This window comes from Nocardia coffeae (assembly GCF_019890715.1).
In the GTDB taxonomy this organism is placed as follows: domain Bacteria; phylum Actinomycetota; class Actinomycetes; order Mycobacteriales; family Mycobacteriaceae; genus Nocardia; species Nocardia jiangxiensis.
Genome location: NZ_JAINZY010000002.1, coordinates 432,588 through 457,696 on the forward strand (window position 1 = coordinate 432,588; position 25,109 = coordinate 457,696).

The 25,109-nt window shown below is 67.4% G+C and carries 28 protein-coding genes and 2 pseudogenes; 18 read left to right on the forward strand and 12 right to left on the reverse strand.

The features are described 5' to 3' along the window. Positions 1–96 precede the first annotated feature (96 nt). The 6 genes and pseudogenes from K7711_RS11120 to K7711_RS11145 all read left to right on the forward strand — a co-directional run. Positions 97–864 (forward strand): annotated as a pseudogene (locus tag K7711_RS11120) (metal ABC transporter ATP-binding protein); the annotation flags it as partial. Beyond that, the gene (locus tag K7711_RS11125) at positions 861–1,766 is read left to right on the forward strand and encodes a metal ABC transporter permease (RefSeq protein ID WP_222967964.1); all 906 of its coding nucleotides are present in this window, start codon (positions 861–863) and stop codon (positions 1,764–1,766) included. The pseudogene K7711_RS11120 and the gene K7711_RS11125, both read left to right, overlap by 4 nt. Then, positions 1,763–2,626 carry a metal ABC transporter permease gene (locus tag K7711_RS11130; RefSeq protein WP_222967965.1) on the forward strand — a complete coding sequence of 288 codons (864 nt, stop codon included), beginning with the start codon at positions 1,763–1,765 and terminating at the stop codon, positions 2,624–2,626. Before K7711_RS11125 ends, K7711_RS11130 begins: the two co-directional genes overlap by 4 nt. Before the next feature lie 183 nt (positions 2,627–2,809). Next, the gene (locus K7711_RS11135) at positions 2,810–3,724 is read left to right on the forward strand and encodes an alpha/beta fold hydrolase (RefSeq protein WP_235747006.1); all 915 of its coding nucleotides are present in this window, start codon (positions 2,810–2,812) and stop codon (positions 3,722–3,724) included. 99 nt (positions 3,725–3,823) lie between these two features. Next, positions 3,824–4,465, forward strand: coding sequence for a DUF4386 domain-containing protein (locus tag K7711_RS11140; protein WP_222967970.1), 642 nt, complete (start codon positions 3,824–3,826; stop codon positions 4,463–4,465). A 29-nt stretch (positions 4,466–4,494) separates the two neighbouring features. After that, positions 4,495–5,259 (forward strand): SDR family NAD(P)-dependent oxidoreductase, encoded by a 765-nt coding sequence (locus K7711_RS11145; RefSeq protein ID WP_222967972.1) that lies wholly within the window; start codon positions 4,495–4,497, stop codon positions 5,257–5,259. A 71-nt stretch (positions 5,260–5,330) separates the two neighbouring features. On the opposite strand, the pseudogene K7711_RS11150 reads toward K7711_RS11145, so the two are convergent. Next, a pseudogene (locus K7711_RS11150) lies at positions 5,331–5,480 on the reverse strand (citrate/2-methylcitrate synthase); the annotation flags it as partial. 145 nt (positions 5,481–5,625) lie between these two features. Beyond that, complete coding sequence (locus K7711_RS11155) at positions 5,626–5,988, reverse strand: ArsR/SmtB family transcription factor (RefSeq protein WP_040832199.1); 363 nt, start codon at positions 5,986–5,988, stop codon at positions 5,626–5,628. Between the two features lie 97 nt (positions 5,989–6,085). On the opposite strand from K7711_RS11155, the gene K7711_RS11160 reads away from it, so the two are divergent. Continuing rightward, positions 6,086–8,056, forward strand: coding sequence for a heavy metal translocating P-type ATPase (locus K7711_RS11160; protein WP_372460123.1), 1,971 nt, complete (start codon positions 6,086–6,088; stop codon positions 8,054–8,056). An 81-nt stretch (positions 8,057–8,137) separates the two neighbouring features. Here the strand turns inward: K7711_RS11160 and K7711_RS11165 are convergent, their stop codons facing one another. Both K7711_RS11165 and K7711_RS11170 read right to left on the reverse strand, forming a co-directional pair. Then, a complete protein-coding gene (locus K7711_RS11165; RefSeq protein ID WP_222967974.1) occupies positions 8,138–9,196 on the reverse strand; it encodes an LLM class flavin-dependent oxidoreductase in 1,059 nt (352 codons plus the stop codon). A gap of 219 nt (positions 9,197–9,415) precedes the next feature. Beyond that, positions 9,416–10,108, reverse strand: a complete 693-nt coding sequence (locus K7711_RS11170) for an alpha/beta fold hydrolase (protein ID WP_222967976.1) — start codon at positions 10,106–10,108, stop codon at positions 9,416–9,418. Between the two features lie 97 nt (positions 10,109–10,205). On the opposite strand from K7711_RS11170, the gene K7711_RS11175 reads away from it, so the two are divergent. The 6 genes from K7711_RS11175 to K7711_RS11200 all read left to right on the forward strand — a co-directional run bounded on the left by K7711_RS11175 (position 10,206) and on the right by K7711_RS11200 (position 15,007). Further along, on the forward strand, positions 10,206–10,514 hold the full coding sequence (locus K7711_RS11175; RefSeq protein WP_222967978.1) for an ArsR/SmtB family transcription factor: 309 nt from the start codon (positions 10,206–10,208) through the stop codon (positions 10,512–10,514). Between the two features lie 349 nt (positions 10,515–10,863). Beyond that, positions 10,864–11,064 carry a hypothetical protein gene (locus tag K7711_RS11180; protein WP_222967981.1) on the forward strand — a complete coding sequence of 67 codons (201 nt, stop codon included), beginning with the start codon at positions 10,864–10,866 and terminating at the stop codon, positions 11,062–11,064. Positions 11,065–11,069: 5 nt separating this feature from the next. Then, positions 11,070–12,662, forward strand: a complete 1,593-nt coding sequence (locus K7711_RS11185; protein WP_222967983.1) for an FAD-dependent oxidoreductase — start codon at positions 11,070–11,072, stop codon at positions 12,660–12,662. Next, positions 12,662–12,997, forward strand: a complete 336-nt coding sequence (locus tag K7711_RS11190) for a 4Fe-4S dicluster domain-containing protein (protein WP_222967991.1) — start codon at positions 12,662–12,664, stop codon at positions 12,995–12,997. Before K7711_RS11185 ends, K7711_RS11190 begins: the two co-directional genes overlap by 1 nt. 48 nt (positions 12,998–13,045) lie before the next feature. Beyond that, entirely contained in the window at positions 13,046–13,897 is an 852-nt protein-coding gene (locus tag K7711_RS11195) for a sulfurtransferase (protein ID WP_222967993.1), read from the forward strand. 221 nt (positions 13,898–14,118) lie between these two features. Continuing rightward, positions 14,119–15,007, forward strand: a protein-coding gene (locus K7711_RS11200; protein ID WP_372460130.1) for an IS5 family transposase whose coding sequence is annotated in 2 segments (ribosomal slippage) — positions 14,119–14,492 and positions 14,491–15,007 — 891 coding nt in all. Because the reading frame shifts where the segments join, the coding sequence is not laid out codon by codon here. Here K7711_RS11200 and K7711_RS11205 read toward each other — a convergent pair. Further along, positions 15,004–15,207 carry a winged helix-turn-helix transcriptional regulator gene (locus K7711_RS11205; RefSeq protein WP_308014633.1) on the reverse strand — a complete coding sequence of 68 codons (204 nt, stop codon included), beginning with the start codon at positions 15,205–15,207 and terminating at the stop codon, positions 15,004–15,006. The genes K7711_RS11200 and K7711_RS11205 overlap by 4 nt on opposite strands. A gap of 110 nt (positions 15,208–15,317) precedes the next feature. On the opposite strand from K7711_RS11205, the gene K7711_RS11210 reads away from it, so the two are divergent. Further along, positions 15,318–15,491, forward strand: a complete 174-nt coding sequence (locus K7711_RS11210) for a hypothetical protein (protein ID WP_222967995.1) — start codon at positions 15,318–15,320, stop codon at positions 15,489–15,491. Positions 15,492–15,563: 72 nt separating this feature from the next. On the opposite strand, the gene K7711_RS11215 is transcribed toward K7711_RS11210, so the two are convergent. From K7711_RS11215 to K7711_RS11225, 3 genes are all read right to left on the reverse strand, one after another. After that, positions 15,564–16,067, reverse strand: coding sequence for a thioesterase family protein (locus K7711_RS11215; protein ID WP_222967997.1), 504 nt, complete (start codon positions 16,065–16,067; stop codon positions 15,564–15,566). A gap of 52 nt (positions 16,068–16,119) precedes the next feature. After that, positions 16,120–16,266 carry a hypothetical protein gene (locus tag K7711_RS11220; protein ID WP_222967999.1) on the reverse strand — a complete coding sequence of 49 codons (147 nt, stop codon included), beginning with the start codon at positions 16,264–16,266 and terminating at the stop codon, positions 16,120–16,122. A gap of 136 nt (positions 16,267–16,402) precedes the next feature. Continuing rightward, entirely contained in the window at positions 16,403–16,882 is a 480-nt protein-coding gene (locus tag K7711_RS11225; RefSeq protein ID WP_222968007.1) for a winged helix-turn-helix transcriptional regulator, read from the reverse strand. An 89-nt stretch (positions 16,883–16,971) separates the two neighbouring features. On the opposite strand from K7711_RS11225, the gene K7711_RS11230 reads away from it, so the two are divergent. Then, the gene (locus K7711_RS11230; protein ID WP_222968009.1) at positions 16,972–18,201 is read left to right on the forward strand and encodes an MFS transporter; all 1,230 of its coding nucleotides are present in this window, start codon (positions 16,972–16,974) and stop codon (positions 18,199–18,201) included. A 35-nt stretch (positions 18,202–18,236) separates the two neighbouring features. On the opposite strand, the gene K7711_RS11235 is transcribed toward K7711_RS11230, so the two are convergent. Next, entirely contained in the window at positions 18,237–19,094 is an 858-nt protein-coding gene (locus tag K7711_RS11235; RefSeq protein WP_222968011.1) for an SCO6745 family protein, read from the reverse strand. A 43-nt stretch (positions 19,095–19,137) separates the two neighbouring features. Continuing rightward, on the reverse strand, positions 19,138–19,620 hold the full coding sequence (locus K7711_RS11240) for a nucleoside deaminase (protein ID WP_235747007.1): 483 nt from the start codon (positions 19,618–19,620) through the stop codon (positions 19,138–19,140). A 417-nt stretch (positions 19,621–20,037) separates the two neighbouring features. Here K7711_RS11240 and K7711_RS11245 point away from each other — a divergent pair, with 417 nt between their 5' ends. Continuing rightward, a complete protein-coding gene (locus K7711_RS11245) occupies positions 20,038–20,550 on the forward strand; it encodes a hypothetical protein (protein ID WP_222968015.1) in 513 nt (170 codons plus the stop codon). A gap of 86 nt (positions 20,551–20,636) precedes the next feature. Here K7711_RS11245 and K7711_RS47505 read toward each other — a convergent pair whose 3' ends face one another. Then, positions 20,637–21,818: a TetR/AcrR family transcriptional regulator C-terminal ligand-binding domain-containing protein gene (locus tag K7711_RS47505; protein ID WP_235747008.1), complete on the reverse strand. Its 1,182-nt coding sequence runs from the start codon at positions 21,816–21,818 to the stop codon at positions 20,637–20,639. An 85-nt stretch (positions 21,819–21,903) separates the two neighbouring features. Here K7711_RS47505 and K7711_RS11255 point away from each other — a divergent pair, with 85 nt between their 5' ends. Continuing rightward, positions 21,904–23,475 carry an FAD-dependent oxidoreductase gene (locus K7711_RS11255; RefSeq protein ID WP_222968017.1) on the forward strand — a complete coding sequence of 524 codons (1,572 nt, stop codon included), beginning with the start codon at positions 21,904–21,906 and terminating at the stop codon, positions 23,473–23,475. Here K7711_RS11255 and K7711_RS11260 read toward each other — a convergent pair. After that, on the reverse strand, positions 23,397–24,077 hold the full coding sequence (locus K7711_RS11260; RefSeq protein ID WP_222968025.1) for a class I SAM-dependent DNA methyltransferase: 681 nt from the start codon (positions 24,075–24,077) through the stop codon (positions 23,397–23,399). The genes K7711_RS11255 and K7711_RS11260 overlap by 79 nt on opposite strands. Positions 24,078–24,436: 359 nt before the next feature. Here K7711_RS11260 and K7711_RS11265 point away from each other — a divergent pair, with 359 nt between their 5' ends. After that, positions 24,437–25,048, forward strand: a complete 612-nt coding sequence (locus tag K7711_RS11265; protein WP_308014635.1) for a TetR/AcrR family transcriptional regulator — start codon at positions 24,437–24,439, stop codon at positions 25,046–25,048. Positions 25,049–25,109: the final 61 nt, after the last annotated feature.

Below are 25,109 nucleotides of genomic sequence, written 5' to 3' on the forward strand. Positions count from 1 at the left end.
TCGCAGGACGATGCGGCCGCGCCCGCCACCGCCGTGGTCCGTATGAGGGGGACTGCGGCGGTGGTGGGCGGTAAGCGGATCTGGTCGCAGGTCTTCCTGGATGTGCGGCCGGGACAGTTCGTCGCCGTGCTCGGCCCGAACGGTGCGGGAAAGTCCACGCTGCTCAATGCGATCCTGGGACTGACGCCGGTCGAGGGAAGCGTGGAAGTGCTCGGCGGTTCGCCGGGACGTCGCAATGCCGGAATCGGGTATCTGCCCCAGCGACGCGCCTTCGATGCCGGTGTGCGCGTGCGCGGCATCGATGTCGTGCGGCTGGGGCTGGACGGGGCCCGCTGGGGTACGCCGATTCCGTGGTTGTCCAGAGCGATTGCGCCACAACGTTTCCGGGACGAGCGAGAGCGGCTGGCGCAGGTCGTCGAGATGGTCGGGGCGAGTGCTTACGCGCACCGCCCGATCGGGCAGTGCTCCGGCGGTGAGCAGCAGCGGCTGCTGATCGCGCAGGCGCTGGTGCGTCGTCCGAGCCTGCTGCTGCTCGACGAGCCGCTGGACAGCCTCGACGTGCCGAGTCAAGCCGGGATCAGTGCGCTGATCCAGGACATTTGCCGACGGGAGAACATCGCGGTGCTGATGGTCGCCCACGACGTGAATCCCATTCTGCCGTACCTGGATCGGCTCGTGTACGTCGCGCGGGGGACGGTGGTGAGCGGCAGTCCCGAGGAGGTGATCACGGGCGAGCGGCTCTCGGCGTTGTACGGCATCCCGATCGAGGTGTTACGCGACAGCGCCGGGCGCCTGGTCGTGGTCGGCCAGCCCGACGTGCCCGCGATGCACGATGTGCCGAGTGCGGGGCGGGATGCGGTGTGAATCCGGTCGCGACCTGGAATCTGGTGGATGATCTGCGTCAGATGACCGCATATCCGTTCATGGTCAACGCTTTACGGGCGGGCACGATCGTCGCGGTGGTGGCGGGCGCGGTGGGCTGGATGATGGTGTTGCGACGGGAGAGCTTCGCTGGACACACTCTCGCGGTGGTCGGGTTCCCCGGTGCCGCGGCGGCCACGTGGCTCGGAATATCCTCGGGCAGTGGATATTTCGTCGCCTGTATCGGTGCGGCTCTGATCGTCGGGGCGTTGCCCGCGGCGGTCCGCGGCCGCGGTTCGACGGAGCGGTCGGCGGTGATCGGCATCGTGCAGGCGTTCGCCCTTGCCGCGGGCATGCTGTTCGTCAGTCTCTACAAGGGTTTTCTGTCGGGGGTGACGAATCTGCTCTTCGGGACCATCGCCGGGGTGAGCGCGGATCAGGTGAATGTGCTACTCGCTGCGGCTGTTCCCTGTCTCGTGCTGCTCGTCGTCCTCGGTCGGCCCCTGCTGTGGGCCTCGATCGATCCCGGAAGCGCTGCCGCGCATGGAGTTCCGGTGCGATCGGTGACTGTGCTGTTCATGCTGCTGCTCGGTGTCGCGGCAGCGGGCGCGAGTCAGGTCACCGGCAGTCTGCTGGTGTTCGCACTACTCGTGGCCCCGGCCGCTGCGGCGCATCAGCTGACCAGTCATCCGGGGCTGGGCGTCGCGGCCTCGATCGTGATCGCGCTGGTGGTCACCTGGGTCGGTATGGGTTTCGCGTATTTCTCGCCGTATCCGATCGGATTCTGGGTCGCCAGTTTCGCTTTCGGGGTCTACCTGGTGGGCCTTGCGATTCGTACGCTGCTGGACCGGCGCGAACGTCGCGTCGCCCGGCCCGACCGTACTGCTGTCGAGGTCATGGCATGACGAGCATGTTCGCGCACCCGTTCATCGTGCACGCCCTGATCGCGGGCACCGCGGTGGCGCTGCTGTGTGGTGCGGCCGGATATTTCCTTGTGCAACGCGGTGAGGTCTTCGCCGGTGACGCGCTGGGGCACGTCGCCTACACCGGTGCGATGGCGGCGCTCGCCATCGGAATCAACTTGCACGCAGGGCTTTTCGTCGCCAGCGTGGTTGCCGGGATCGCCCTGGGGATCGGCGGAGCGCGCGGCGGCTCGGACGACGTGGCGATCGGCTCGTTCTTCTCCTGGATACTCGGGCTGGGCGTACTGTTCCTGACCTTCTACACCACGCACCGCAGCGGTGGCAGCAACGGCAACGCGAATGTGAACGTCCTGTTCGGCAGCATTTTCGGCATCGACTCCGCCGCCGCGTGCACGGCCGTGCTCATCGCCGTCGCGGGTATCGTTCTGCTGCTGGGGATTTCGCGACCACTGCTGTTCGCCACGATCGATCCGGCCGTAGCGCGGGCCGCAGGTGTGCCGGTGCGCTTGCTCGGTGCGGTATTCCTCGCGCTGATCGGTCTGGCTGTCGCCGAGGCCACCCCGCTGGTCGGCGCGGTCGTGGTCCTGGGACTGCTGGCTGCTCCGGCGGCCGCGGCGGTCCGGCTCACCAACCGGCCGTGGCGGGCGTTCTACCTGTCGGCGGGTCTGGCGGTGTTCGCCGTCTGGGCGGGTATCACCGCCTCGTACCTGCTGCCCGCCGCCCCGGCCAGCTTCACCATCATGGCGGTGGCCACCTGCTGCTATCTCGCTGCCGTACTTCTGGATCTGTTGCGGCGCAGAGCGAATACCCGTGTTCGCGCCACCGGGAGAGTGCTCCGGTGAGGGTTCCGTTCGCTCTGCCCGGCAACGTTCCGACCTGCCCGATCGAGCGACCGGCCGCTGGACTACGTCGCGGTACGTAGGGGGGAGGCCGATCATGTACGGATGTGCGCAGGTAGCCCCGTAGGGTGGGGTTGCAGCATGGATGTCATCCAGCACCGCACAATCACTGTCAATGGTCTGTCGATGCACGTGGCCGAAGCGGGAACCGGCCCGCTGGTGTTGTTGCTGCACGGTTTTCCCGAACTCTGGTATTCGTGGCGGCATCAGCTGCCGGTCCTGGCTGCAGCCGGGTACCACGCGGTCGCACCGGATCTGCGTGGACACGGCCGGACGCAGGCCCCGGTCGATGTCGAGGACTACGGCATGGCCGCACACGTCGCCGACGCGGTCGGTGTGCTCGACGCTCTCGGCGAGTCGACCGCCGTGCTGGTGGGCCATGACTGGGGCGCGAGCACGGCGTGGGCCGCCGCTGAACTGCATCCTGAGCGTTTCACGGCGGTCGCGGCCCCGAGCGTGCCGGACCGGCCGCGTTCGCCGCGCCCGCCGCTGACCGAGCTGCGCTCCTTCGCCGGTGACCGGTTCAACTGGATGCTGTACTTCCAGGAACCGGGTGTGGCCGAGGCCGACCTGTCCGCGGACGTCGCACGCACGATGCGGCTGATGATGTACGGCTTGTCCGGCGACGCAGGTGATACGGGCGTGCGGATGGTGACCGGGCTGCCTCGGGATGCGGTGCTGCTGGACCAGATGCCCGAACCGGAAGCGCCTGCGGCCTGGCTTACCGAGACCGACCTGGCCTACTACGTCGACGAGTACGAGCGCACCGGATTCACCGGCGGACTCAACCGGTACCGCAACGCCGACCTGGACTGGGAGCTGCTGCCCGAGCTCGGCACCGGTGTCATCGCCCAGCCCGCCCTGTTCGTCGGCGGCGACCTGGACACCGCTGTCCGTTTCGCCGACCCGAACCGGATGCGGAACCACATTCCCAACCTGACCGGCCCGATCGTGCTTCCCGGTGCCGGCCACTGGATTCAGCAGGAACGCTCGGACGAGGTGAACCACGCCCTGCTGACCTTCCTGCGCACCGTCGACTGAGTTCTGCTCGGCCCCATGCGGACTCGCAGGTTGGAAATCGTTCTTTTCTGTAATCGTCATCGAGCGTCACGGTTCTCCGTCGACGAAAGGATCGCCACCATGAGCGCCCCCACGATTCCCGCTCGGACCGCCCTTCCGGTTCTTGCTTCGACCCTCGCGTTCACCGTTCTCACCGCCGGATACGTCGGGGTGAATTCCGGTGTCCCGCACCCGGATACCACCCCCGCGTCGGTGCTGGCATACGACACCGCCCACCGCGGCCTGCTCGAACTGGGCGCCATGCTGCTGCTGGCCTCGGCCTCGGCACTGACCGTGGCCGCCACGCTGATCTACCGCGCCGTGTCGGCCCGGATGCCAGGTGTGCCACCGATCGCGATGGCCGGCGGCCTGCTCGCAGCCGGAGGGCTCACCGCGAGCGCCGTGTTCACGTGGGCCGGCTCACGCCTGCCCGGTACCGCCTCCCCTGACCTCGCGCGGGTCGTCGCCGATCTCGGATTCGTCTCCGGCGGCTGTGCCTACGCGGTCGGATTCGGCTTGTTCGTCCTCGGTGTCGCCGTGCCCGCTCTGCTGGGCCCGGTGCTCCCGCGCTCGCTGGCCTGGACGGGCCTGCTCATCGCCGCGGCCGCCGCGCTGTCGGCATTCGGGCTGATCGTGCCCGGCCTGCTGTTCCTGTTGCCGGTGGTCCGGTTCGGCGGGCTGCTGTGGCTGCTGGCCACCGCGATCGTCCTGTACCGCCGCTGAATACGCTCCCGCTTCGAAAGGCCACCATCATGCTCAGCACCTACTCCGATCTAGCCGGCCGCACCGCCGTCATTACCGGTGGATCCCGCGGCATCGGCGCACAGACCGCCCGCATGCTCGCCGCCCAGGGGGTGAACGTCGCCATCGTGGGCCGCGACAAAAACGCCCTGGACGCCGTCGTCGCCGAGATCGCCGCAGCAGGCGGCACCGCGGTCGCCGCGGTCGCCGATGTCACCTCCGCCGCGGCGCTCGCCGAGGTCCGCACACTGGTGCAGGACCGGATCGGCCCGGTCGACATACTCGGCGCGTTCGCCGGAGGGCAGGGAATGCCAGTGCCCTCCGCCGACTTGAGCGAGGCGCGCTGGCGTGCGGTGCTCGACTCGGATCTCACCTCGTCCTTCCTGACCGTCCGGGAATTCCTGCCAGGCATGGCCGAACGCGGCCGCGGCAGCATCATCACAATGTCCTCGTCCGCGGGGCGCCAGCCCAGTCGAGCCAATCTCGCCTACGGCGTGGCCAATGCCGGGCTCATCATGATGACCCGGCAACTGGCCACCGAATTCGGCCCACACGGTGTGCGCGTGAATGCCATCGCGCCCAGCTCAATTCGCACCGAGAAGGTAGCGGCGAATATGTCAGAGCCGGTGCAGCGACAGGTCGCCGGCCTGCACCCTATGCGGCGCCTGGGCACCACCACCGATGTCGCCGAAGCCGTGCTGTTCCTGGCCTCGGACGCCTCCTGCTATCTCACCGGTCTCACCATCGACATCGCCGGTGGTCGCATCACGAACTGAACCCCACATCCAAGCGTGTGGCCCCGGCGCCCCAGGGCAACGGTCCCGCCATACCCAAGCCCCCACCCGCGGTTGGCCTTCGGCGAATTGTCCTCCTCGGCCGGATCCTCCGCGCCGAGATGGCTGATCGCGGTGCGCACCACATCCATCGGATGGCAGTTCTCGGGCAGTTCGGCCACCAGCGACAGCAGCGACCGATCGACCCGACGAGCCGCACGTTCCCCGAAGTACCACGCAAATGCGTATTTTCGCGGAATCCGTTGTGCGAATGCGCCAATGTTGCGGACATCGGATCGCCCGGACACAAGCAGTGGGTTGCTGGAGCCCGATCGACGCCGAGTGGGAAGCGCCGACGAGGTGAGGTGTTCAGCCGGCCGTTTCGGGCCGGTCACTGAGCCCGAGGCGGAGATGTTCGCTGTGGTAGACCGCTTCGTCGAGAAGCTGGGCGACGTGGTTGTCGTAGAGGCTGTAGATGATGCTGCGTCCGGCGCGGGTGCCCACGACCAGGCCGAGGTTGCGCAGCAGGCGGAGCTGGTGGGAGACCGCGGACTGTTCCATACCGACCGCATCGGCGAGTTCGGTGACCGCCAGGGGGCCCTGGCGTAGCTGGGTGAGGATCAGCAGCCTGCTCGGTGTGGCGAGAGCTTGCAGCGTATTGGCCACGTGGGCGGCGGCATCGGGGTCCAGACGCGTCACGGGCCGGTCGCGTCCCTCGACTCCGTGTCCCATGCCGAGGCAGTTTACCCTGAAGGTGAGACATGAAGACATCTTCATACTTTCTGTTATTGTGGGCCCGGTCGGCAGTACCCGTTCCTGGAGGTGATCCGTGGCAGTCCCGATCCTTGCCCCACATCCCGCGGCCCCGGCGGCCGTGCGGGTGCCGGTGCACCGCACGAGACTGTTCGCGTTGCCGGAGATGCGTTGGGCCGCAGCGGCATTGGTCCTGTTTCTGCTGGGACTGACAGCGCAGTTGGCGGGGGCGCCGTCCTGGTCGTGGTGGGGGCTCTACCTGATCTGCTACGTCGCGGGCGGGTGGGAGCCGGGGCTGGCGGGGCTGCAGGCCCTGCGCGAGAAGACCCTGGATGTGGATCTGCTGATGGTGGTCGCCGCGATCGGCGCGGCCGGGATCGGGCAGATCGCCGACGGTGCGCTGCTGATCGTCATCTTCGCCACCTCCGGCGCCCTGGAAGCCCTGGCGACCGCGCGCACCGAGGATTCGGTGCGGGGACTGCTGGATCTGGCGCCGGAGACCGCAACCCGCGTCGGCGTCGACGGCGCGGACGAGACGGTGGCGGTGGCGGTGGCCGACCTGGAGGTGGGCGATGTGGTGCTGGTGCGCCCGGGTGAACGCATCGCCGCGGATGCCACCGTGACCGGCGGCGGTAGCGAAGTCGATCAGGCCACCATCACCGGCGAGCCGCTGCCGGTGGACAAGACCACCGGTGACGAGGTGTTCGCCGGAACCCTCAACGGCACAGGCACATTGCGCATCCGGGTGGATCGGCGCGCACAGGATTCGGTGGTCGCGCGGATCGCCACCCTGGTCGAGCAGGCCGCCGCGACCAAGGCGCGCACCCAGCTGTTCATCGAAAAAGTCGAGCAGCGGTATTCGCTCGGCATGGTGGCGGTGACGATCGCGGTATTCGTGATCCCGCTGCTGGCAGGGGATTCCGTGCAGCGGGCCCTGTTGCGGGCGATGACGTTCATGATCGTGGCCTCTCCGTGCGCGGTGGTGCTGGCGACCATGCCGCCGCTGCTGGCGGCGATCGCCAATGCCGGTCGCCACGGCGTGCTGGCCAAATCCGCGGTGGTCATGGAACAGCTCGGCAGCGTCGACCGGGTGGTGTTCGACAAGACCGGCACTCTCACCCGAGGAACCCCGGAACTGGCCGAAATCCACAGTGTGGAACCGGCTTTCACCGATGACGAGATTCTGCGCCTGGCCGCCGCCGTCGAGCATCCCAGCGAACACCCGCTCGCGGCCGCCGTCGTCCGTGCCGCCCGCACCCGCGGACTCGACCTGCCCGTAGTGGACGAATTCACCGCCCACCCCGGTGAGGGCGTTTCGGCGCGGGTGAGCGGACGATGCATCGGCGTCGGATCGATCGCCTCGCTCACCCACGGGCGGGACGATCTTGCCACGACGGTGTCCGATATCCAGGCCCGCGGCTACACGGCAGTGGTGGTGACCTCCGATACCCGCCCGATCGGCGTACTCGCCCTCAGTGATCGGCTACGCGCCGAGGCCGAGGTCGCGGCGGATGCGGCCGCGCGGGTGACCGGGGGTGCCCCGGTGCTGTTGACCGGGGACAATGCCGCCACCGCTGCGCGCCTCGCCGAGCAGGTCGGCATCACCGACGTTCGCGCGGACCTGCTGCCCGAAGGCAAGGTCGAGGCGATTCGCGCACTGCAGGCCGACGGGGCGAAGGTCGCCATGGTCGGCGACGGAATCAACGACGCGCCCGCGCTCGCCGCGGCGCACTCCGGCATCGCCATGGGTGGTGCGGGATCGGATCTGACCTTGCAGACCGCGGACGCCGTCGTGGTCCGCGACGACCTCACCACCGTCCCCGCCGTCATCGCCCTGTCTCGGCGAGCGCGTCGCGTCGTGGTCGCGAACCTGTTCATCGCGGCCACCTTCATCAGCATCCTGGTGCTGTGGGACCTCCTCGGCACGCTGCCCCTGCCACTCGGTGTGGCGGGACACGAAGGCTCCACTGTCATCGTCGGTCTCAACGGTCTGCGGCTGCTGCGGGACGCCGCCTGGAAGCGGGCGGTCCGGACCGGCCGACCGTGACGGCAGGCACGATGACCGGGCTCCGGCGCCAGTCGGTGCGGTGTTGCGCTCGATCGCGCAGCCACCGGTCTCGTGAGTGGTTCAGCGCAACAGGGGGAGTAGCTGCTCACCCTGACGCTGGAGCTCGCGCGAATACGGGGTGTCGGACAGGATGAAGTGGGTGATGCCCAGATCCTGGTATCGGCGAAGGGATTTGGCGACGTCGTCGGGGGAGCCGACCAGCCAGGTGGTTCCCGCGCCACCGCCGCCGACCCGGCCGGGTGCGGTGTAGAGATTGTCGTCGAGCACCTCGCCGCGGGTCGCGAGGTCGTAGAGGCGCTGTTGGCCGACGGCGGTCTTGCGTTGCGAATCCAACTCCGCAGCAGAGCGTTTCGTCATGTCCGCCACCCGGGCGCGGGCATCGGCCCAGGCGTGCTCGGTGGTGTCGCGCACGACCGTGGTCACGCGCAGGCCGAATTGCAGTGGTGGGAGTTCGCGGCCTCGACGGTCGCTCAACTGCTGGAGGCGTTCGATGCGGTCGCGGATGTCGGCGAGGGGTTCACCCCAGAACAACTGCACGTCCGCGACGCTCGCGGCGACTCGTTCGGCGGCGGGTGACGCGCCGCCGAAATAGAGAGTGGGGTGCGGTCGACCTTCGCGCGTGGGAACTCGGGGCAGCACGGTGGAATCCTCGACGCGGTAATGCTTTCCGTGATGGGTGACGTTCTGCTCGGTCCACAATCGGCGGACCAGCCCGATGAACTCCTCGGTGCGGGCGTAGCGGTCGGCCTGCTCCGGTTCGGTCTCGCCGTAGGCGGCCGCGTCGTCGGATCCGGAGACGATGTTGATCCGGACCCGGCCGCCGGAGAGCTGATCGAGAGTCGCTGTGGCAGAGGCGAAATGCGCGGGCCGCCAGTAACCCGGCCGGGCCGCGACGAGCGGTTCGAACGTCCGGGTGCGCGCGGCAAGGGCGGTCGCGACGGTGAGTGTGTCCGGCCGCCCCCAGCCGGTGCCGACCAACGCGCCCTGCCAGCCGTATTGTTCCAGCGCCTGCGCCTGGGCGGCGAGGGTGTCGAGGCTGTTGTGGTCGGCGGTGACGGGTTCCCCACGGTGGCCCGGCGCCGACTGATTGGGGATGTACCAGAGGAATTCGGCGCTCATCGGGCAGTCCTGTTCGGTGGTCGTACTCTGCGGCGGGTCACGCCGCAGACCACGATCGGTGCGGATCTGTTCGGCGAGGCGAACACCGAAAGTATGACCCGCACGCTGGCTGCCGATCCGGATCCGTTCCGCGCACCCACCATCCGAAATATGCTGTGAACTGCTCGGATCGGACTGCGACAGAGATAAATTCCGGTCGATTCGAGAGTCTCGGCGGAATCAGGCCCAACCTTCGAGCGCGGCCAGGAAGCCCTCGAAGTCGTCGGTGTGGATGCTGTGCCCGGTGCCGGGCACGGTGCGGGTATCGAAACCCGCCGCGCGATACCGCTCGGCGATCGGGGGTGGAATCAGTGCACTCGGATCGGCCAGCAGAATGAGCGAGGGAACCACGGGAAACGTTGGCAGGTAAGCAGTTTCGAGATACCGCATGCGCGTGGTGTCCGGATCCCACGCGGCGAGTGCGTCGAGTTCGGCCTGCACGTTCGACTCGCTCCAGTGCGGGGACAGGGCCCGGAGCTGATCGGCATCCCAGTCCTTCATCGCCCTGATCGCCGGTTGGGCGGCCCCGAATCCGGCATCGGCCGGGTACCAGGCGGGGTCCTCGTAGATCGCCCGGCGGGGCCGCAGATATTCGACGATCATGGCCAGCAGGACACCGCCCAGCGAGTGTCCGATCGCGAGCTCGACGTTTTCCGGAGCGGCTTCGAGCAGGTCGTCGGCCCACTGCTCACGGCTGTACCCGTCCCGCGGACTGAGTCCGTGCCCGGCGAGATCGGGTGCGAGAACGCGATATCCGCGCTCGGCCAGCGCGGGGCCGACCTGCCACCAGGACCCGGAGCTTCCCGACAAGCCGTGGATCAGCAGCGCGACTCGATCTCCGTCGCCCCATTCCCGTACGTGCAACCGTGTCATCTCGAACTCCAGTCGGTCATACATTTCGATGTGCATCGAAATCATGTGTCAGATTTCGATGAGTGTCAAAGTGTCGAAATATCGTTAGGCTGGTCGGGTGCGCGCGCTGAACCATCCGACGATCGAGTCGACCGACCTGCCGACCGTGCTGGACGCGCTGGCCGATCCGATCCGGCTGCGCGTGGTGCAGCAACTCGCCGAGGCGGGCGGGGTGATCTGCGGTGGGTTCGACGTGCCGGTGAGCATGTCCACGCTGTCGCACCATCTGAAGGTGCTGCGCGAGGCGGGACTCGTGCGGGTCAGTCCGGAAGGCAGTCGCCGCCGCCATGAACTCCGTGACCAGGAGTTGGAGGGCCGGTATCCCGGCGTCTTGAGCAGCATCATCGCCGCGAGTCGCAGCGCATAGGAGTACGGACCGGGCCGAAGCTCTCTCGCGCCACAGCTGACGCGTTGGTTGTGGGTGACTACCGGGAGCTGGTGATCACACAGAATCGCTGTGATCGTAAGGATTTCCTGGATGCGGGTCGGCGTCGATCATGAATCTCGGTTGTCCCGCAGTCGAAGTGCGGGCCGAGTACGACGCCGAGAGACGGTCTCGCGGTGCGTCACGGTCGAACCGGCGTCGAGGGCGCCCGACCGAGCGGTTCGGCCCGTCGTGGGCCTCATTCGGTGACTGCTCACCCCGTCGGGCCCGGAGAGGTCCCGGCTGCGGCGGATCTCGGCCCGGCTGGGCGAAATATGTTCGAGGAGTTGCCATGACCAGCACCGACGTCAGTGCGCCGCCCGTGCCGCGGCCGGGGTCGCCCGAGCGGGTGGAATTTCTCGCCGAGGTGGCGGCCGATGCGAAGCGGCGGCGGGCGGAAGGCGGAAGCGAGCCGCCGAACCGGGCGTTGGCGCCGCATCCCGACGGCGGGTACCGGCTGGACGGGGCCGGCCGAGCCATATCGAAGGAGTGAACGAGATGAGCGACCCGGAGCAGATCCACACCGACGTCCTGGTGATCGGCGGGGGACCGGCGGCGTGCTGGGCGGCGTTGTCGGCCCGCGAGAGCGGCGCGGAAGTCGTGCTGGTGGACAAGGGCTACTGCGGAACCAGTGGCGCGACCGCACCGGCCGGTACCGGCGTGTGGTATGTCGCACCGGATCCGGCGGCGCGTGCGGCGGCGAAGGCGAGCCGCGAGGAGCTGGGCGGATATCTGGCCGAACACCACTGGATGGATCGGGTGCTCGACCAGACCTACGAGAACATGGATCGGCTGGCGCGTGAGGGGCGCTATCCGTTCCCGGTGGATCCGGCGACCGGACGGGAGATCCGCACCGGGCTGCAAGGTCCGGAGTATATGCGGCGCATGCGAATCTGGGTGCGGCGGAGAGGGGTTCGGATCATCGATCACGCCCCGGCATTGGAATTGCTCGTCGACGATGCCGGTGTGGTGCGCGGTGCGGCCGGATATCTGCTGCGGGCGGATCGGGACTATCGGATCCACGCCGGCGCGGTCGTTCTCGCGACCGGTGGATGCGCCTTCCTGTCCCGGGCGTTGGGCACCAACGTGGACACCGGCGACGGTGCGCTGATGGCGGCCGAGGTCGGGGCGCGTTTCTCGGGGATGGAGTTCTCCAACGCGTACGGAATCGCGGTGAAGGGGTCCACGATCACCAAGACCGCTTACTACGGGTACGCCACATTCTTCCACGAGGACGGGCGAGTCCTCGAGGGTGCGGGATCGGCTCGCGGTCGGTCGGTGATCGCGCAAACTCTGTTGCACGAAAGGGTTTTCGCGCAACTCGATCGCGCCGACGAGACAGTGCGTGCCCGGATGCGCCTGGGGCAGCCCAATTTCTTCCTCCAGTTCGACCGCCGCGGCATCGATCCGTTCACCCAGCGGTTCGAGGTGGACCTGCTCGCGGAGGGAACCGTTCGCGGCACCGGCGGTGTCGATGTGATCGACGACGCCTGCGCCACAACCGTTCCCGGCCTGTATGCCGCCGGTGATGCGGCCACCCGGGAGCGGATCTGCGGTGGTTTCACCGGCGGCGGTAGTCACAATGCGGCGTGGGCGATGTCCTCGGGCACCTGGGCGGGTCGCGGAGCGGCCGGACACGCGTTGCGCAGCCGTTCGCTCGTGCCCGGCAATCTGCGCGGTGCGGGACGAACAGGGTTGCGGCCCAGCGGATCCGGCGATGTCGGCGCCGCGGATATCCTGGCGGCGGCCCAGGCCGAACTGCTGCCGCTGGAGAAGAACTATCTGCGGGAGGGGGCACAGATCGAGCGCGCGGCAGATGCGCTGGACGAGGTGTGGCGGCATGCCGCCGAGGCGCTGGGCGGCACGGAAGGATCCGAGCGGGTGCGTGCCCGTCGCGCGGCCGCGATCACCGCGGTGGGACGACTGATGTACCGATCGGCTCTGGCGCGCACCGAATCTCGCGGGATGAGCAAACGCTCGGATTTCCCGGATCAGGATCCGACGCAACACCATCACATCGTCAGCGGCGGACTCGACACGGTGTGGACCGGAATCGATCGGCCGCATCCCGCTGACGCGGCGGTGGCGTGATGATCGAACTCGTCCGGGCCGACGCCTGCATCTCCTGCGATGTCTGCATCCAGGTCTGCCCCACCGATGTCTTCGATCCGGGCCTCGGCGGAATCCCGGTCATCACAAGGCAATCCGACTGCCAGACCTGCTTCATGTGCGAGGCGTACTGTCCCGCGGACGCGCTGTACGTGGATCCCGAATCGACTCCGCTGCCGCCCGATCGGGCGATCCCGGCCGAGCACCTCGGGCACTACCGTCGCGAGATCGGCTGGGGTCGTGGGCGACGCCCCGGCAGCCTGACCGCGATCGGACCGGCACTGCCCGCGAGCCCGCCGCCACGGCTGAACCGATGACGGCCCAGTTGCCGGATCTCGGTGTGCGAGGATCGGAGGGAACGTGAAATGACTTATCGCGCAGATATTTTCCGGTCGGACACCCTGATCTCGGCCGAGGAGTTGCACAGCCGGATGGAGCTCGGGCAGCCGCTGACGATCCTGGACGTCCGGTGGCGGCCCGATCGGCCGGACGGGCGTGCGGACCATGCGCTCGGTCATATCGAAGGCGCGGTGTACGTCGATCTGGAGAACGAACTGGCCGATCGTTCGGTGCACGGGCAAGGGCCGTATCCGCTGCCGTCCGGGGGCTCGGTACAGGCGGCCGCGCGAGGCTGGGGCGTACGCAACGGTGTGCCGATCATCGTGTACGACAACTGGAATCGTGCCGGATCGGCACGGGCATGGTGGATTCTGCGTGCGGCGGGCGCGAGCGAGGTGCGCATCCTGGACGGCGGCCTGGCGGCCTGGACCGCCGCGGGGCACGGGATGGTCGCCGGTCCCGAACATCCGGATCGGGGCGATATCGACCTGACTCACGACGACCTCCACCGGGGCGAGCTGCCCACCCTCACCGAGATCGCCGCCGTCCCAGCCGCCGGTGTCGTGATCGACGCCCGTGGCAGGTACGACCGCCCCTTCGAACCGATCCGGCACCCGATCCCGGGAGCCCAGCACATCCCGGGCCGCGCGCTGCTTGATGCGCACGGATTCCTGCGTCCGGTGAGCGAACTCGAAGAACTCTTCGCCAGAGCCGATGTCTACCAGGCTCCTGTCGTCGGAGTCTGCTGCGGATCGGGTGTGATGGCGGCCGTCGGCATCGCGGCGTTGACCGTGCTGGGCGTCAACGCGGCCCTGATCCCCGGCTCCTGGTCACCTGCCACGGCAGCAGCCGATCGAATCGCCGCTCCCACACCCTGATTCGGACGGTTGTTGCGAGGGGGGCTATTCCGGTCGGTTGTCGTATACCGCACGGGCCGCCTCGACGCGCGAGGCGTTTGCCAGTGACCAGTCGGCGATCGCGGTGGTGAGTGCGCCCGCTTCGACGCCGAGTTCGGTGAGGGCTAGGTCGTGTCTCCCAATTGGATTTGTTGATCAGCTCCGCTGCGCGGGGCTGATCGGGCATCCTGGTCGTCGTGGTGATGGTGGCTGGTGATCGGTATCGGGTGTTGACGGATAGGCAGTGGGAGCTGTTGGAGCTGTTGTTGCCGAAATCCGAAGGGCGCGTGGGTCGTAACTTCGCCAAGAACCGCCGGGTCGTGGAGGGGATGCTGTATCGGCTGCGCACGAGTGTGCCGTGGCGGGATCTGCCGGAGGTGTTCGGGCCGTGGCAGACAGTGTGGAAACGGCACCGGCGTTATGCCGCCGACGGCACCTGGGACCGCGTGCTGACTGCGTTGCTAGCGCTGGCTGATACTACCGGTGACCTGGACTGGGTGGTGTCGATCGACTCGACGATCGTGCGCGCACACCAGCACGCCGCCGGTGCCCGAGCCGAGGCACGGGAGTGTGATTTATGAACCCGCCGATCACGGGCTGGGCCGCTCGCGGGGCGGGCTGACCACCAAGGCCCACGTGGCCACCGACGGCAACGGCCGAGGTCTGGCGGTGCTGATCACGCCTGGCCAAGCCGCGGACTCGCCGATGCTGCCCACGGTGCTCGAGCAGGTGGTGGTACCCCGCCTCGACGGCGGCCCACCCCGGTGCAACCCTGACACGGTCATCGCTGACAAGGCGTACTCGGCAGCATCGAACCGGACTTTGCTGCGCCGCAAGCATATTCGGGTAGTGATCCCCGAGCGTGCTGATCAGATCGCCAACCGCAAACGCCGAGGACGTGCCGGTGGGCGGCCACCGGGTTTCGACACCGTTGTCTACAAACGCCGCAACGTCGTCGAGCGCGCGTTCAACAAGGTCAAACACTGGCGCGCGGTCGCGACTCGCTACGACAAACTCGCGATCACCTACCGCGGCGGATTCGCGCTGGCCCTCATCGTCGGATGGCTCAAATTATTGGGAGACACGACCTAGTCGACGCGCGGTGGAATGGTCGGGTAGACGGTCCGGCTGATCAGTCCGTCGCGTTCGAGATTCCGCAGTGCCTGGGTGAGGGACTTCTGCGTGATGCCCTCGATGCGGCGCCGCAATTCGGTGAAGCGCAGCGGACGTTCCGCATGCCGGAGCAACGAGAGGATGTAGAGCGAGCATTTGCTGGCCAGGGCATCCACCACCGTGCGTGACGGGAAGTCCTCCAGATCGTGATGCAGGCACGCGTGCCTCGTACAAGATCCAGCACACGACCGGTATCACTCGGATCACTCCCGACGAGCATCGCGCGGAAATGATCCGTGCGGGCGTCCCGGGGGCCGTGGCGACCCCGAACGCCCAGGTCTTCGGTCTGATCGCGACCGGTGATGCGGCGTGGCTGTCCGAGGACGTGGCATCACTCACCGGGACCCCGTCGTCCCGCAGCCTGCGAACCTTCCGCACCGACCACGTCGCGGCTTTCGGGTAGCGCTGTCCGGTGAACAGCCTGCTACCGCGATGACACCTATTGACTGCGCCTATGGCTCGCGCGGGCCGATGTTCACCGGCGCAGGGCGATGGCTCCGCAGGTGGGCGCGGGCCAGTCCAGGGCGGCGGATCGCGCGATGTAGTCGTCCAGTCCCGCCGCGATGTCCTCGGGAATCGCGACGGCCCGGCGTGCGGTGAGGTCGACGTGCAGCAGCATGATCTCGAGGGTGTTCGACAGACGCTCCCGGCCGCGGTCGAGCAGGAATGTCATCAGGTGCACGGCCTTGTCCGTGCGCCCGAGGATGCGCGTGTGCACCGAGAACTTGTCGCCTTCGCGCAGTTCACTGAGGTAGACCAGGTGATGTTCGGCGGTGAACATGGTCATCTGCCGTTGTGATCGGTAGGACGTGTCGACTCCGACCCGTTTCATCACCGCGTCCGCTCCGACCGACCCCTGGTACAGGTAGTGCACGACGTTCATGTGACCGTTCATGTCGATCAGGTCCGAGGTCACGGTCGCCTCGGTCGGATCCGGTATCGACAGGACCTGTTCGAAGGTCGGGAACACAGTTGCCATGACTCCATGTTCGCCGAGGGGTGTCGACCGGGCCGACACCGGGGGACGCTGATCAGCTGATGACCTTGTCCACCAACAAGAACAGGATGAACAACCCGCCGACGACCACGAGCCCGTAGTGCCCTGCGCTTTTCCCGTAGTCGAACACCGAGGCGCAGACGATGATCGCCATCACGAGAAAGAGAAACCGCTGCTTCACCGTCGACTCCCTAGAACTCTTCCTCAGCCTAGGAAGCTCGGCTTCGATTGTGCCACAGGGGAATAAGCCAGTGGCGGCGTAGGGGCGACGGCAGGACAGCGGCAGTTCCGAGCGGATCGACTTCTCGTGCAGCCGATTACACGTCCTCGCGCGCGGTCGAGTCCGCACGCACCTTACGGATGCGGCTGGTCAGAGCGGTAACGGCGTCGCCCGCAACATTTTCGGGTCGGAGTTCGGCGAGCGGGCCACCTTCGTCGTCGACGAGTGCCGAGCGGGGTTCGTCGTCGGTGAAGGCGTGCCGTTCTCCCCACTGCCGCAATGCCACGACGACGGTGAACAGATCCTGTCCGGCCTCGGTGAGTGCGTACGTGTGCCGCTTGCCGCCGGAAGTTGCGCTCGTGGTGAGGATTCCGTGTTCGACGAGCCGCCGCAGCCGGTCGGTGAGGATGTTCCGGGCGATGCCCAGGCGCTGGTGGAATTCGGTGAAGGCCGCGGCCCCGTCCATGGCCTCGCGCACGATCATCAGACTCCACCGGTCGCCCACCAGGTCCACGGTGCGCGCGACAGGGCAGGTGGGATCGGTCCATTCGCGGTCCGAGCCGAGCGCTGCGGTCATGACCCTCTCCCGATCGGTTGCAATTCGAAACCATTATGCCCTACCGTCGAAGAGTTGCATTTTGCTACTGATTGGGAGGTGCGGCGGCGGTGGGAATCACGAGACCGCAGCGATTCGTCCTGGCGCTGGTGTGCGCGGTGGCCGTGTCGACGATCTATGCGATTCAGCCGGTGCTCGAGGTGGCGAGCACCGGTCTGGGATTGGCGCGAGGGTCGTCGGGCTGGCTGATCGCCGCCGGTCAGCTCGGGTATTTCACCGGTCTGGCGGTCTTGGTTCCGCTCGGTGACGTAGCGGATCGTCGACGATTGATCACGGTGCATCTGGCGCTCACGGCCGTCGGGGCATCGGTGGTTTCGGTCGCGCCGAACGGTGCGGTCGCGCTGACGGGATTGGTGATCGCCGGGCTTTTCGCGGTCGTGGTGCAGGTGACGGTCGCCTACGTCGCCGCGATCGCCGGGCCCGGTGAGCGGGGCAGGGCCATCGGTGCGGTCACCTCGGGGGTGGTGATCGGCATTCTCGGTGCGCGCGTGCTGGCGGGATTCCTGGGCGAGGTGCTCGGGTGGCGGGTCGTGTATGCGCTGCTGGCGGTGCTCTGTGTGGCGCTGGCCGTGATCGTGCGCGTGATGTTCGGTTCGGACCGGCGAGACCGCGGGCCGCGTTATGTCCACGCGATGGCATCGATGGGTCCTCTGGTGCGCACCGATCGCCTGTTGCTGAGCCGAGGGCTGATCGCCTTGCTGCTGTTCGCGTCCTTCGGGACGCTCTGGAGCGGGCTCGCCCTCCCGCTCGGTGCGGCGCCCTGGCACCTCGGCACCGCGCGCATCGGCTTGTTCGGGCTCGCCGGGCTCGCCGGAGCCCTCGGGGCCGCCCGTGCGGGGCGATGGGCCGATTCCGGTCGGGCGCAGGCGATCACCGGTTCGGCGCTGGTGGGGCTCACCCTCTCCTGGGCGCTCATCGCGCGGGCCGAGGTGAACTTGTGGCTACTCGTCGTCGGTATCGTCCTGCTCGATTTCGCCGTTCAGGCCGTACATGTCAGCAGTCAGCACCTGTTGACCGGTGCGCACCCGACTCGCGCCGGGAGCGTCATCGGCGCCTACATGACCTTCTATTCCCTCGGGTCCGCGCTCGGCGCGATCACCACGACCCAGGCATACGGAATCTGGGGCTGGGTGGGCTGTTGTTGGTGCGGTGCAGCCTATTCCGTGTCCGCGCTGATTCTGTGGGGGCTGGTTCAGGTCGTCGGCAGGTTTCGCCGTGGTGCTGCGAGTCCACCCTGTCGACAGCCGGGTTGTGCGGACACGATGGTTCTGGAAGCCTGAGCCGATCGGGCGAAATCGCCTGGGCGCGTTGTGGTTCAGGCCGGTTTGGGCAGGCCCATCGGATTGTCTTCGGCGAAGGCGTTGCTGTTGGCGATGGTGCGGGTGAGGGGGTGGATCAGTTCTGCGAGACGTTCGGTTCCGGTGGGGCCCAAGACGTTCCACGGCTGCTGGGAGGCTTGATCGGTGCGGTCCTCGACCCAGGCGCGCAGGGCGTGGCCGTCGGGGGTGAGCGTGTCGGAGTCGTCGAGCAGGCCGCGGTCGCGCAGACGGGTGGTGGCCGAATCCCATTCGGCTTCGGTCCAGCTGCGTGAGGTGCGGACACGTTCGGCGGTGACCTTGCCGTCGGCGGCGAAGATGACCAGGGCCTCGCACGGATCCAGACCACCTGAGAGCAGTGCGGCGACGTGGGCGTCGCCGCGCGATTCGCGCAGAATCGTCTGGGCGTGCCACAGGATCAGGTGCGGCTCGCTCGGCCAGTCCAGTGCGGCGTTCGCGGCGCCGAGCGGGCGGCCCGCGATCGGCGCGGCGAGTGCGGCCGTGCGAGCCAGCTCCGCGGCCTCGGCCAGGCCGAGTGAACGGATCTCGTCGCCGAGGAGGCGATGCAGGATCTGCGAGACGCTCTCCCGACGTGCCCGCAGATAGTCCGCGGGGGAGGCGGCCTCCCAGGCGGCGGGGACGGCATGCGCGACCTTGCGCGGATGGAAGTTGTAGAACGTCGCGACGACCACCTCGGCCGGCACCGGCCCCAGCGGTGCGGCCCGCAGCGCGAAGTAGCCCATCCAGAAACCCTTGGCACCCAGCGCCTCGCATACATGCTGGGATTCCGGCGCGAAGTAGGTGACCGCGTGGTAGGGCTCCATCAGTTCCCACATCCGCCGCGAGGTTTCGCTCATCAATCCACCATAACGACCGTCGGGTTCGCGAGGGCGTCGCGGATCATGCCCGGCCCGCGGAGCTCTCGCGGTATCGCCGGAACGGCGCGAGCGCCTCGCCGCCGAGATGCGGGCCCGAGACGGCCACGTCCGCGTCACTGGAGCCGACCACCTCGGCGCAGCGCAGCCCGAAGCGCGGGTATCCGCCGATGACGGCGGCGAACTCCGGTTCGGCCGCCCCGAATACGATCCTGCCGATCCCGGCCCAGACCGCCGCCGCACTGCACATCGGGCACGGTTCACCGCTGGCGTAGATCGTCGCGCCGACCATCCCGCCGGTCCGTCCGGCTACGGTCGCGGCATCGATCGCCACGAGTTCGGCGTGCGCGGTGACGACCCCGCTTTCGGCAACCTCGTTACGCCCCTGGCTGATCACCATCCCCTCGCAGGACACGATCACCGCACCGAATGGACGATTACCTCGATCGGAAGCCTCGTCGGCAAGCGAAATCGCCTGTCGCAGAAGCATTTCCTCACGTTCGTTCATCATGCCTCCATTTCCGATGGTCATGCGGCACGTCGGCCGTCGTGCTCCTGGCGACATCCCGTCCAGGTCGTGCATCCGGACCGAACCTACTACGCATCGGACCGCGTGTGCGGCCCGGAAATCTCCGCGCGGCAACCGAGCAGCATCGCCGCGCTCGGGACGGCGGGCCCGGTGTATTCCACCGTGTGGGATCCAGCCGCGAGGAATCGGGATCGAGTAGGTATTGTGGAGCGGGTTCGAAAAACCAAACGGTCCGCTCATGAACCGAGAGTGCGATGGACTCCTGTCTGGACAGTCCTATGGAGTCGGGTGTAGCGTCCATCGCTATACCTGCCGGAGCCGCACTCCGTGGAGTGCAGCAGAGCCGGTCACCTGCCAGAGAACGATGTGTGCCATGAGAGTTCCGGGAGCCCGGTGATGCCGCGGGCGACCACCGCGACGATCGATCACACAGACGTCGCGACCACACCGGCACCGACACGCGCGCAGGACGAGTCCGACGGCGAACCACTCGAATCACTTCCCGGGTCGAGCATCAGCTGCATGATCCGGCGGGACGATCTGACCGTCGCCGAATCCCACCTGATCATGCAGCGACATCGGGCCTGCGCGGGTACCGAATGTTCGGCACGGCGGTCAGCGTTGCAGATTCTGGTCGATTCGGGCCGGTACGTGCTGAGCACCTCACGGCGGCACGTGCACATCGTCTTCGGTTCGGTGGGAATCCATCTGGACTATCAATGCCCGCAGGCGGTGGCCGAGGAGTTCGCCGAGCGCATGCGCGACCATCCGGACGCGTCGGTCACCATCGATCACGAACTGAACCCCGACCTACCGCCGCTGCCGTGCGGCGGGCTGTGGCCGGGGACGGGCGTCGACGGTGAACGCACTCGAACCGATCTGCCTGTGCAGTCGGCGGATCTCATCTGAGTGCACTTCGGCAGGAACCGGGCGGCGGTGGATTCGGTCCTGGCCGTGACCCGCGATCGGGTGGTCGCCTTCGGATCGGACCAGTTTCACTCTCGTGATTCGGGTGGTCCCGGTAGTTGCGCGCTGATTTTGTCGAGGTGGCTTTGCAGGCCGATTCGTTCGGCGTCGTCGAGTGGCGCGAAGATCGCCTCGTCCACTTCGGTCATTGCGGCGTCGAGCCCGGTGACGAGTTCGATACCCGCTGACGTGGCGTAGACGCACTTGCTGCGTTCGTTGCCGTCCTCGATGCGGCGCTCGACGAGTCCGCGGCGTTCGAGCCCTCTGAGCAGGAGGGAGACGTTCGCCGGTGTCGTGTGGCTCATCCGGGCGATCTCGCGCTGGATCGCGCCCGGTCGCCGCTGTAGATATCCGAGCACCATGGCCTGCTCGAAGGTGAGGTCACGGGTGCGGATCCACGCCTCGGCGGCCTTGCGTTGTGCCGACAGGATCGAGCGGAAGAGTTCGAGGCTGCGTTCGGTCGTGGGCACCGGATCTGTTCCGGCCGAACCGGCAACAGTTGAGTACTTAATGGTCTGAGGCTTAACTGTTTGTCGATGTGCGGTCCCGGGGCGTCGGCTGTCACTCTCCGGGGCCGCTCGGTCGAGGTGTGTGGTCCGGCCTGCCTCGAAGTTCTGCGCCAAGGGGAGGAAGAGTTCGTCGACGATGGCGCGGATGCGTTCGGGCCGAAGCGGTTCGAGTTCCATGAGCATGTCGTGTCGAACCAGGTCGAAGGGCATCGCGAGAACCGCGGCGGGGATGTGGTCCAGATCGATCTCGCCGCGGTCGTGGGCGCGGCGGTAGATGGTCCGGACGGGCGGGAGTGATCGGCCGGCCAACATCTCGTCGCGGACCTGCGCGGGAGTCCGGCCGGTATCGGCCAGCAGGCCGGAGAATGCGGCGGCCGCGGCAATCGCGAAAAACCCTGCGAGAGCCTCGCTTACGGCCGTGAGCTCGGCGAGCAGATCACCGCGCAGGCTGCCGGTGTCGGGGGTCCGGATCGGGTTCGCGTCGCGGTGGTGGTCGATCGCGGCGACCACGAGCTGGTCCTTGTTGGCCCAGCGCCGGTAGAGCACGGCCTCGCTGGTCTGCGCGCGAAGGGCGATCGATTCCATCGTCAGACAGGCGTATCCGACCTCGACCAGCTCGGCCCATCCGGCCTCGAGCAGTGCGGATTCGAGCTGTGCGCCGTATCGGCGACGACGGACCGGTTCGGACGCCTCTGTGGCCATCATCCCACAGTAGAAAGTATTGCATTTCCAGACAAGAGCCCTACCCTGAAAGAGAAGTATTTCCTTTCTTACTGGGAGATGGGCGATGACCGAGTCAACGAAGCGATCGCCGAATATGCCGACGGTCCTGATCGTCGGGGCGGGGCCGACCGGGCTGACGCTGGCCTGCGAGCTGGCTCGTCGCGGTATCTCCCTGCGCCTGATCGAGGCCGAGCCGGGTCCGCGGCCGGGTTCGCGTGGCAAGGGGATCCAGCCGCGCAGCCTCGAGGTGTTCGACGATCTCGGAATCGTCGATCGGGTACTGGCCAACGGCCGGATGGCGATGCCGATTCGTTCGACCGCACCCGACGGCCGGGTGACGCTCAGCAATGCCACGACGTTCGAGAGTCGACCCGACATCCCGTATCCCGCGAGTCTGATCACGCCCGAATGGCGGATCGAGGAAGCCTTGCGACTGCGCTTGGCCGAACTCGGCGGCGAGGTCGAATTCGGCACGACGCTGGAGGGTTTCGAACAATCGGACGAGGCCGTATCGGCGGTGATCAGACAAGACGGAAAGCTCGAGACGATCACCGCGCACTGGCTGATCGGCTGTGATGGTGGCCACAGCATCGTGCGCAAACAGGCGGGTATCGCCTTCGCCGGGCAGACCCGCGAAGAGGTGCGGATGATCGTCGCCGATCTCGCCGTCGAGGGCCTGGATCGCGACGCCTGGCACATGTGGCGGCATGAGGAGGGGCTGGTCAGTCTCTGCCCGCTGCCTTCGACCGACGTCTTCCAGTATCAGGCGATGATCGAGCCCGGCCAGGATGCCGAACTCGACCTGGCGAACATGCAGGCGATCCTGAACCGGCGCAGCGGCCGCGCCGGTGTTCGTCTGCACGAGCCGACCTGGAAATCATTGTGGCGAGCCAATATTCGACTCGTCGACCGATACCGTCGGGGCCGGGTGTTCCTCGCGGGCGATGCGGCGCACATCCATTCGCCCGCCGGCGGTCAGGGAATGAACACCGGTATCCAGGACGCGCACAACCTCGGCTGGAAACTCGCGTCCGTCGTACGAGGCGGATCGGCGGCACTGCTGGACTCTTACGAGGCCGAGCGGCGACCGGTGGCAGCCGGTGTCCTGGCCCTGTCCAATGCGCGGCTCGAGCAGACGATCGCGCAGAAGGGCCTGGTCACCCGCGGCGATGCGAACACTATGCAGCTGACCATCAGCTATCGCGACTCCGCTCTGGCGCGCGACGACCGCGACGAGCGCGCCCCGCTCCGCGCCGGTGACCGCGCCCCCGATGCGACCGGGCTGCACACGGTGGACGGTGCTCACCGGCTGTTCGACCTGACGCGCGGCGGGCGCTTCACGTTGCTGAGCTTCGGGGACAGGTCCGAGGTCGAGACGCGGTTCGATCTCAGGACTTTCCACGTCGTCGAAGAACCGACCGGCCCCGGCGAGATCACCGATACCGAAGGTCACCTCGCGGCTGCCTACGGCGCGGGTGACCACACCTTCGTGCTGATCCGTCCCGATGGCTATATCGCGCTGATATCCGATTCCGGTGACGCACAAGCGGTCTCGGACTACCTTGCCGCGATCGACGGACGTGCGGAGACGTACAGCTCGACTTCGGGAACCGCCTCCGGTGTGGCAGGGGTGTAGGAGACGACCTCGAACTCCTCGATCGTGAAGCCCGCCTGTTCCACGACCGAGCGCAGTTCCGCACGCGGATAACCGCTGACGCGGATGTCGGTGGTGAGGAATTCGATCGGGGTGTCATCCAGATCGGCCTCGACCATGCTGAGCAGAACATAGCCGCCCGGTTCGACGGCATCGTGCAGAATCGACAGTGCCAGTGGGATTTCCGAGCGGGGAAGCATCAGCAGCGAGAAGAAGGCGACGGCGGCGTCGAAGCCGGTTTCGATGAGATCCACGATATCGCAGCAGCGGATGCTCGCCTCGGGAACCGCCACGGTGGCGGCCGCGACCATCGCAGGCGAGATATCGATACCGACCACCTCGAGTCCGGCATCGGCCAGTTGCCGCGCGGTCGGCACCCCGGTGCCACAGCCGACATCCAGCACTCGCGCCCCGGGACGGAGCCGCTCGATCAGCCCGGCCACCGCACGATCCTGCTCTGGCCGGTGCGCGAAGGCCGAATCATACTGCTGCACAAGCTGATCGAATGCGGCAGCCTGCTCGGCCCGGCGCCGCAACCGATGCTCCAAGGCCGCGATGTCCTGCGGTGAATCCGGCTGTTCCATGGTTCGCACCCCAACCCCTCGCCTGTGCCGACATCGAGACGATACCCGCTACGGGAGTTGCTGAGAGAGCGTTGATGCCGGGTGCGGTTCGGTGAATTACCTGGCAACCCTGGAGCGATCGCGTGGCGATGTCCGGCCCCGACCGGATTCCGGCGACGCGCCGAGTGCGTTCCGCACACAACGGCGGATGACCGGGGTACTTCCGGGCTGATCCGGGACGGTGCGTCCGACCGGCACGCCCGAGCATGCTACGACGGAATGCGAAACGATGCGGCACAGGCGGCGTCGGGTGCCCGGCCGAACCTCGGCGGGTGTGCGCCGCGATCATGTATTTCGGTGACGTGGATTTCGGAGGTCGGATGATGGCATCGACACGGCGGATCGGTTCGCCGGACGCGAAGAACCGGACGGTGCTGCTGGACGCGGCGGAGCAGCTCATGCTCGAGGAGGGCTATGCCGCGGTCAGCTCGCGCAATGTCGCCCGTAAGGCGGGATTGAAGTATCAGCTGGTCTACTACTACTTCCGGACCATGGATGATCTGTTCCTCGCGGTGTTCCAGCGGCGCGCCGAGGAGGGCCTGAAACGTCAGGCGACCATTCTGGCGGCGGAGAATCCGTTGCGTGCGCTGTGGTCTTTCGACCTGGAGGCGGCCTCGAGCGGTGCGCTGACGATGGAGTTCGTCGCACTGGCCAACCACCGCAAGGTGATTCGCGAGGCGCTGGTCGACTATTCGCGCCGCTTCCGCGAGGCCGAGATCGATATCGTGCGGACCGTGCTGCGGCGATACCGGATCGATCCGGAGGTGTGGCCACCGGAGGTGGTCGCCTTCGTGATGGCCGGAGTGTCCCGGACGATGGCGCTGGAAGGTGCGCTCGGCATGACGACCGCACACGAGGAAACCCTGTCCTTCGTGCGGGAACATCTGGCGCGTCTGGGTGACCCGCCTGCGGAAACGGTTGTGGACGAGTAACTTTCGCGCCTCTCACGGAGGTCCTGGTCAGGGCCGGAAACCTTGACCGCCTTCGCCGAGG

Coding starts and splice junctions, on each gene's coding strand:
- K7711_RS11130 (WP_222967965.1), top strand. CDS start 1,763: ATGACGAGCATGTTCGCGCACCCGTTCATCGTGCACGCCCTGATCGCG.
- K7711_RS11135 (WP_235747006.1), top strand. CDS start 2,810: ATGCACGTGGCCGAAGCGGGAACCGGCCCGCTGGTGTTGTTGCTGCAC.
- K7711_RS11140 (WP_222967970.1), top strand. CDS start 3,824: ATGAGCGCCCCCACGATTCCCGCTCGGACCGCCCTTCCGGTTCTTGCT.
- K7711_RS11145 (WP_222967972.1), top strand. CDS start 4,495: ATGCTCAGCACCTACTCCGATCTAGCCGGCCGCACCGCCGTCATTACC.
- K7711_RS11155 (WP_040832199.1), bottom strand. CDS start 5,988: ATGGGACACGGAGTCGAGGGACGCGACCGGCCCGTGACGCGTCTGGAC.
- K7711_RS11165 (WP_222967974.1), bottom strand. CDS start 9,196: ATGAGCGCCGAATTCCTCTGGTACATCCCCAATCAGTCGGCGCCGGGC.
- K7711_RS11170 (WP_222967976.1), bottom strand. CDS start 10,108: ATGACACGGTTGCACGTACGGGAATGGGGCGACGGAGATCGAGTCGCG.
- K7711_RS11180 (WP_222967981.1), top strand. CDS start 10,864: ATGACCAGCACCGACGTCAGTGCGCCGCCCGTGCCGCGGCCGGGGTCG.
- K7711_RS11185 (WP_222967983.1), top strand. CDS start 11,070: ATGAGCGACCCGGAGCAGATCCACACCGACGTCCTGGTGATCGGCGGG.
- K7711_RS11190 (WP_222967991.1), top strand. CDS start 12,662: ATGATCGAACTCGTCCGGGCCGACGCCTGCATCTCCTGCGATGTCTGC.
- K7711_RS11195 (WP_222967993.1), top strand. CDS start 13,046: ATGACTTATCGCGCAGATATTTTCCGGTCGGACACCCTGATCTCGGCC.
- K7711_RS11210 (WP_222967995.1), top strand. CDS start 15,318: ATGATCCGTGCGGGCGTCCCGGGGGCCGTGGCGACCCCGAACGCCCAG.
- K7711_RS11215 (WP_222967997.1), bottom strand. CDS start 16,067: ATGGCAACTGTGTTCCCGACCTTCGAACAGGTCCTGTCGATACCGGAT.
- K7711_RS11225 (WP_222968007.1), bottom strand. CDS start 16,882: ATGACCGCAGCGCTCGGCTCGGACCGCGAATGGACCGATCCCACCTGC.
- K7711_RS11235 (WP_222968011.1), bottom strand. CDS start 19,094: ATGAGCGAAACCTCGCGGCGGATGTGGGAACTGATGGAGCCCTACCAC.
- K7711_RS11240 (WP_235747007.1), bottom strand. CDS start 19,620: ATGAACGAACGTGAGGAAATGCTTCTGCGACAGGCGATTTCGCTTGCC.
- K7711_RS11245 (WP_222968015.1), top strand. CDS start 20,038: ATGCCGCGGGCGACCACCGCGACGATCGATCACACAGACGTCGCGACC.
- K7711_RS47505 (WP_235747008.1), bottom strand. CDS start 21,818: ATGGCCACAGAGGCGTCCGAACCGGTCCGTCGTCGCCGATACGGCGCA.
- K7711_RS11255 (WP_222968017.1), top strand. CDS start 21,904: ATGACCGAGTCAACGAAGCGATCGCCGAATATGCCGACGGTCCTGATC.
- K7711_RS11260 (WP_222968025.1), bottom strand. CDS start 24,077: ATGGAACAGCCGGATTCACCGCAGGACATCGCGGCCTTGGAGCATCGG.
- K7711_RS11265 (WP_308014635.1), top strand. CDS start 24,437: ATGATGGCATCGACACGGCGGATCGGTTCGCCGGACGCGAAGAACCGG.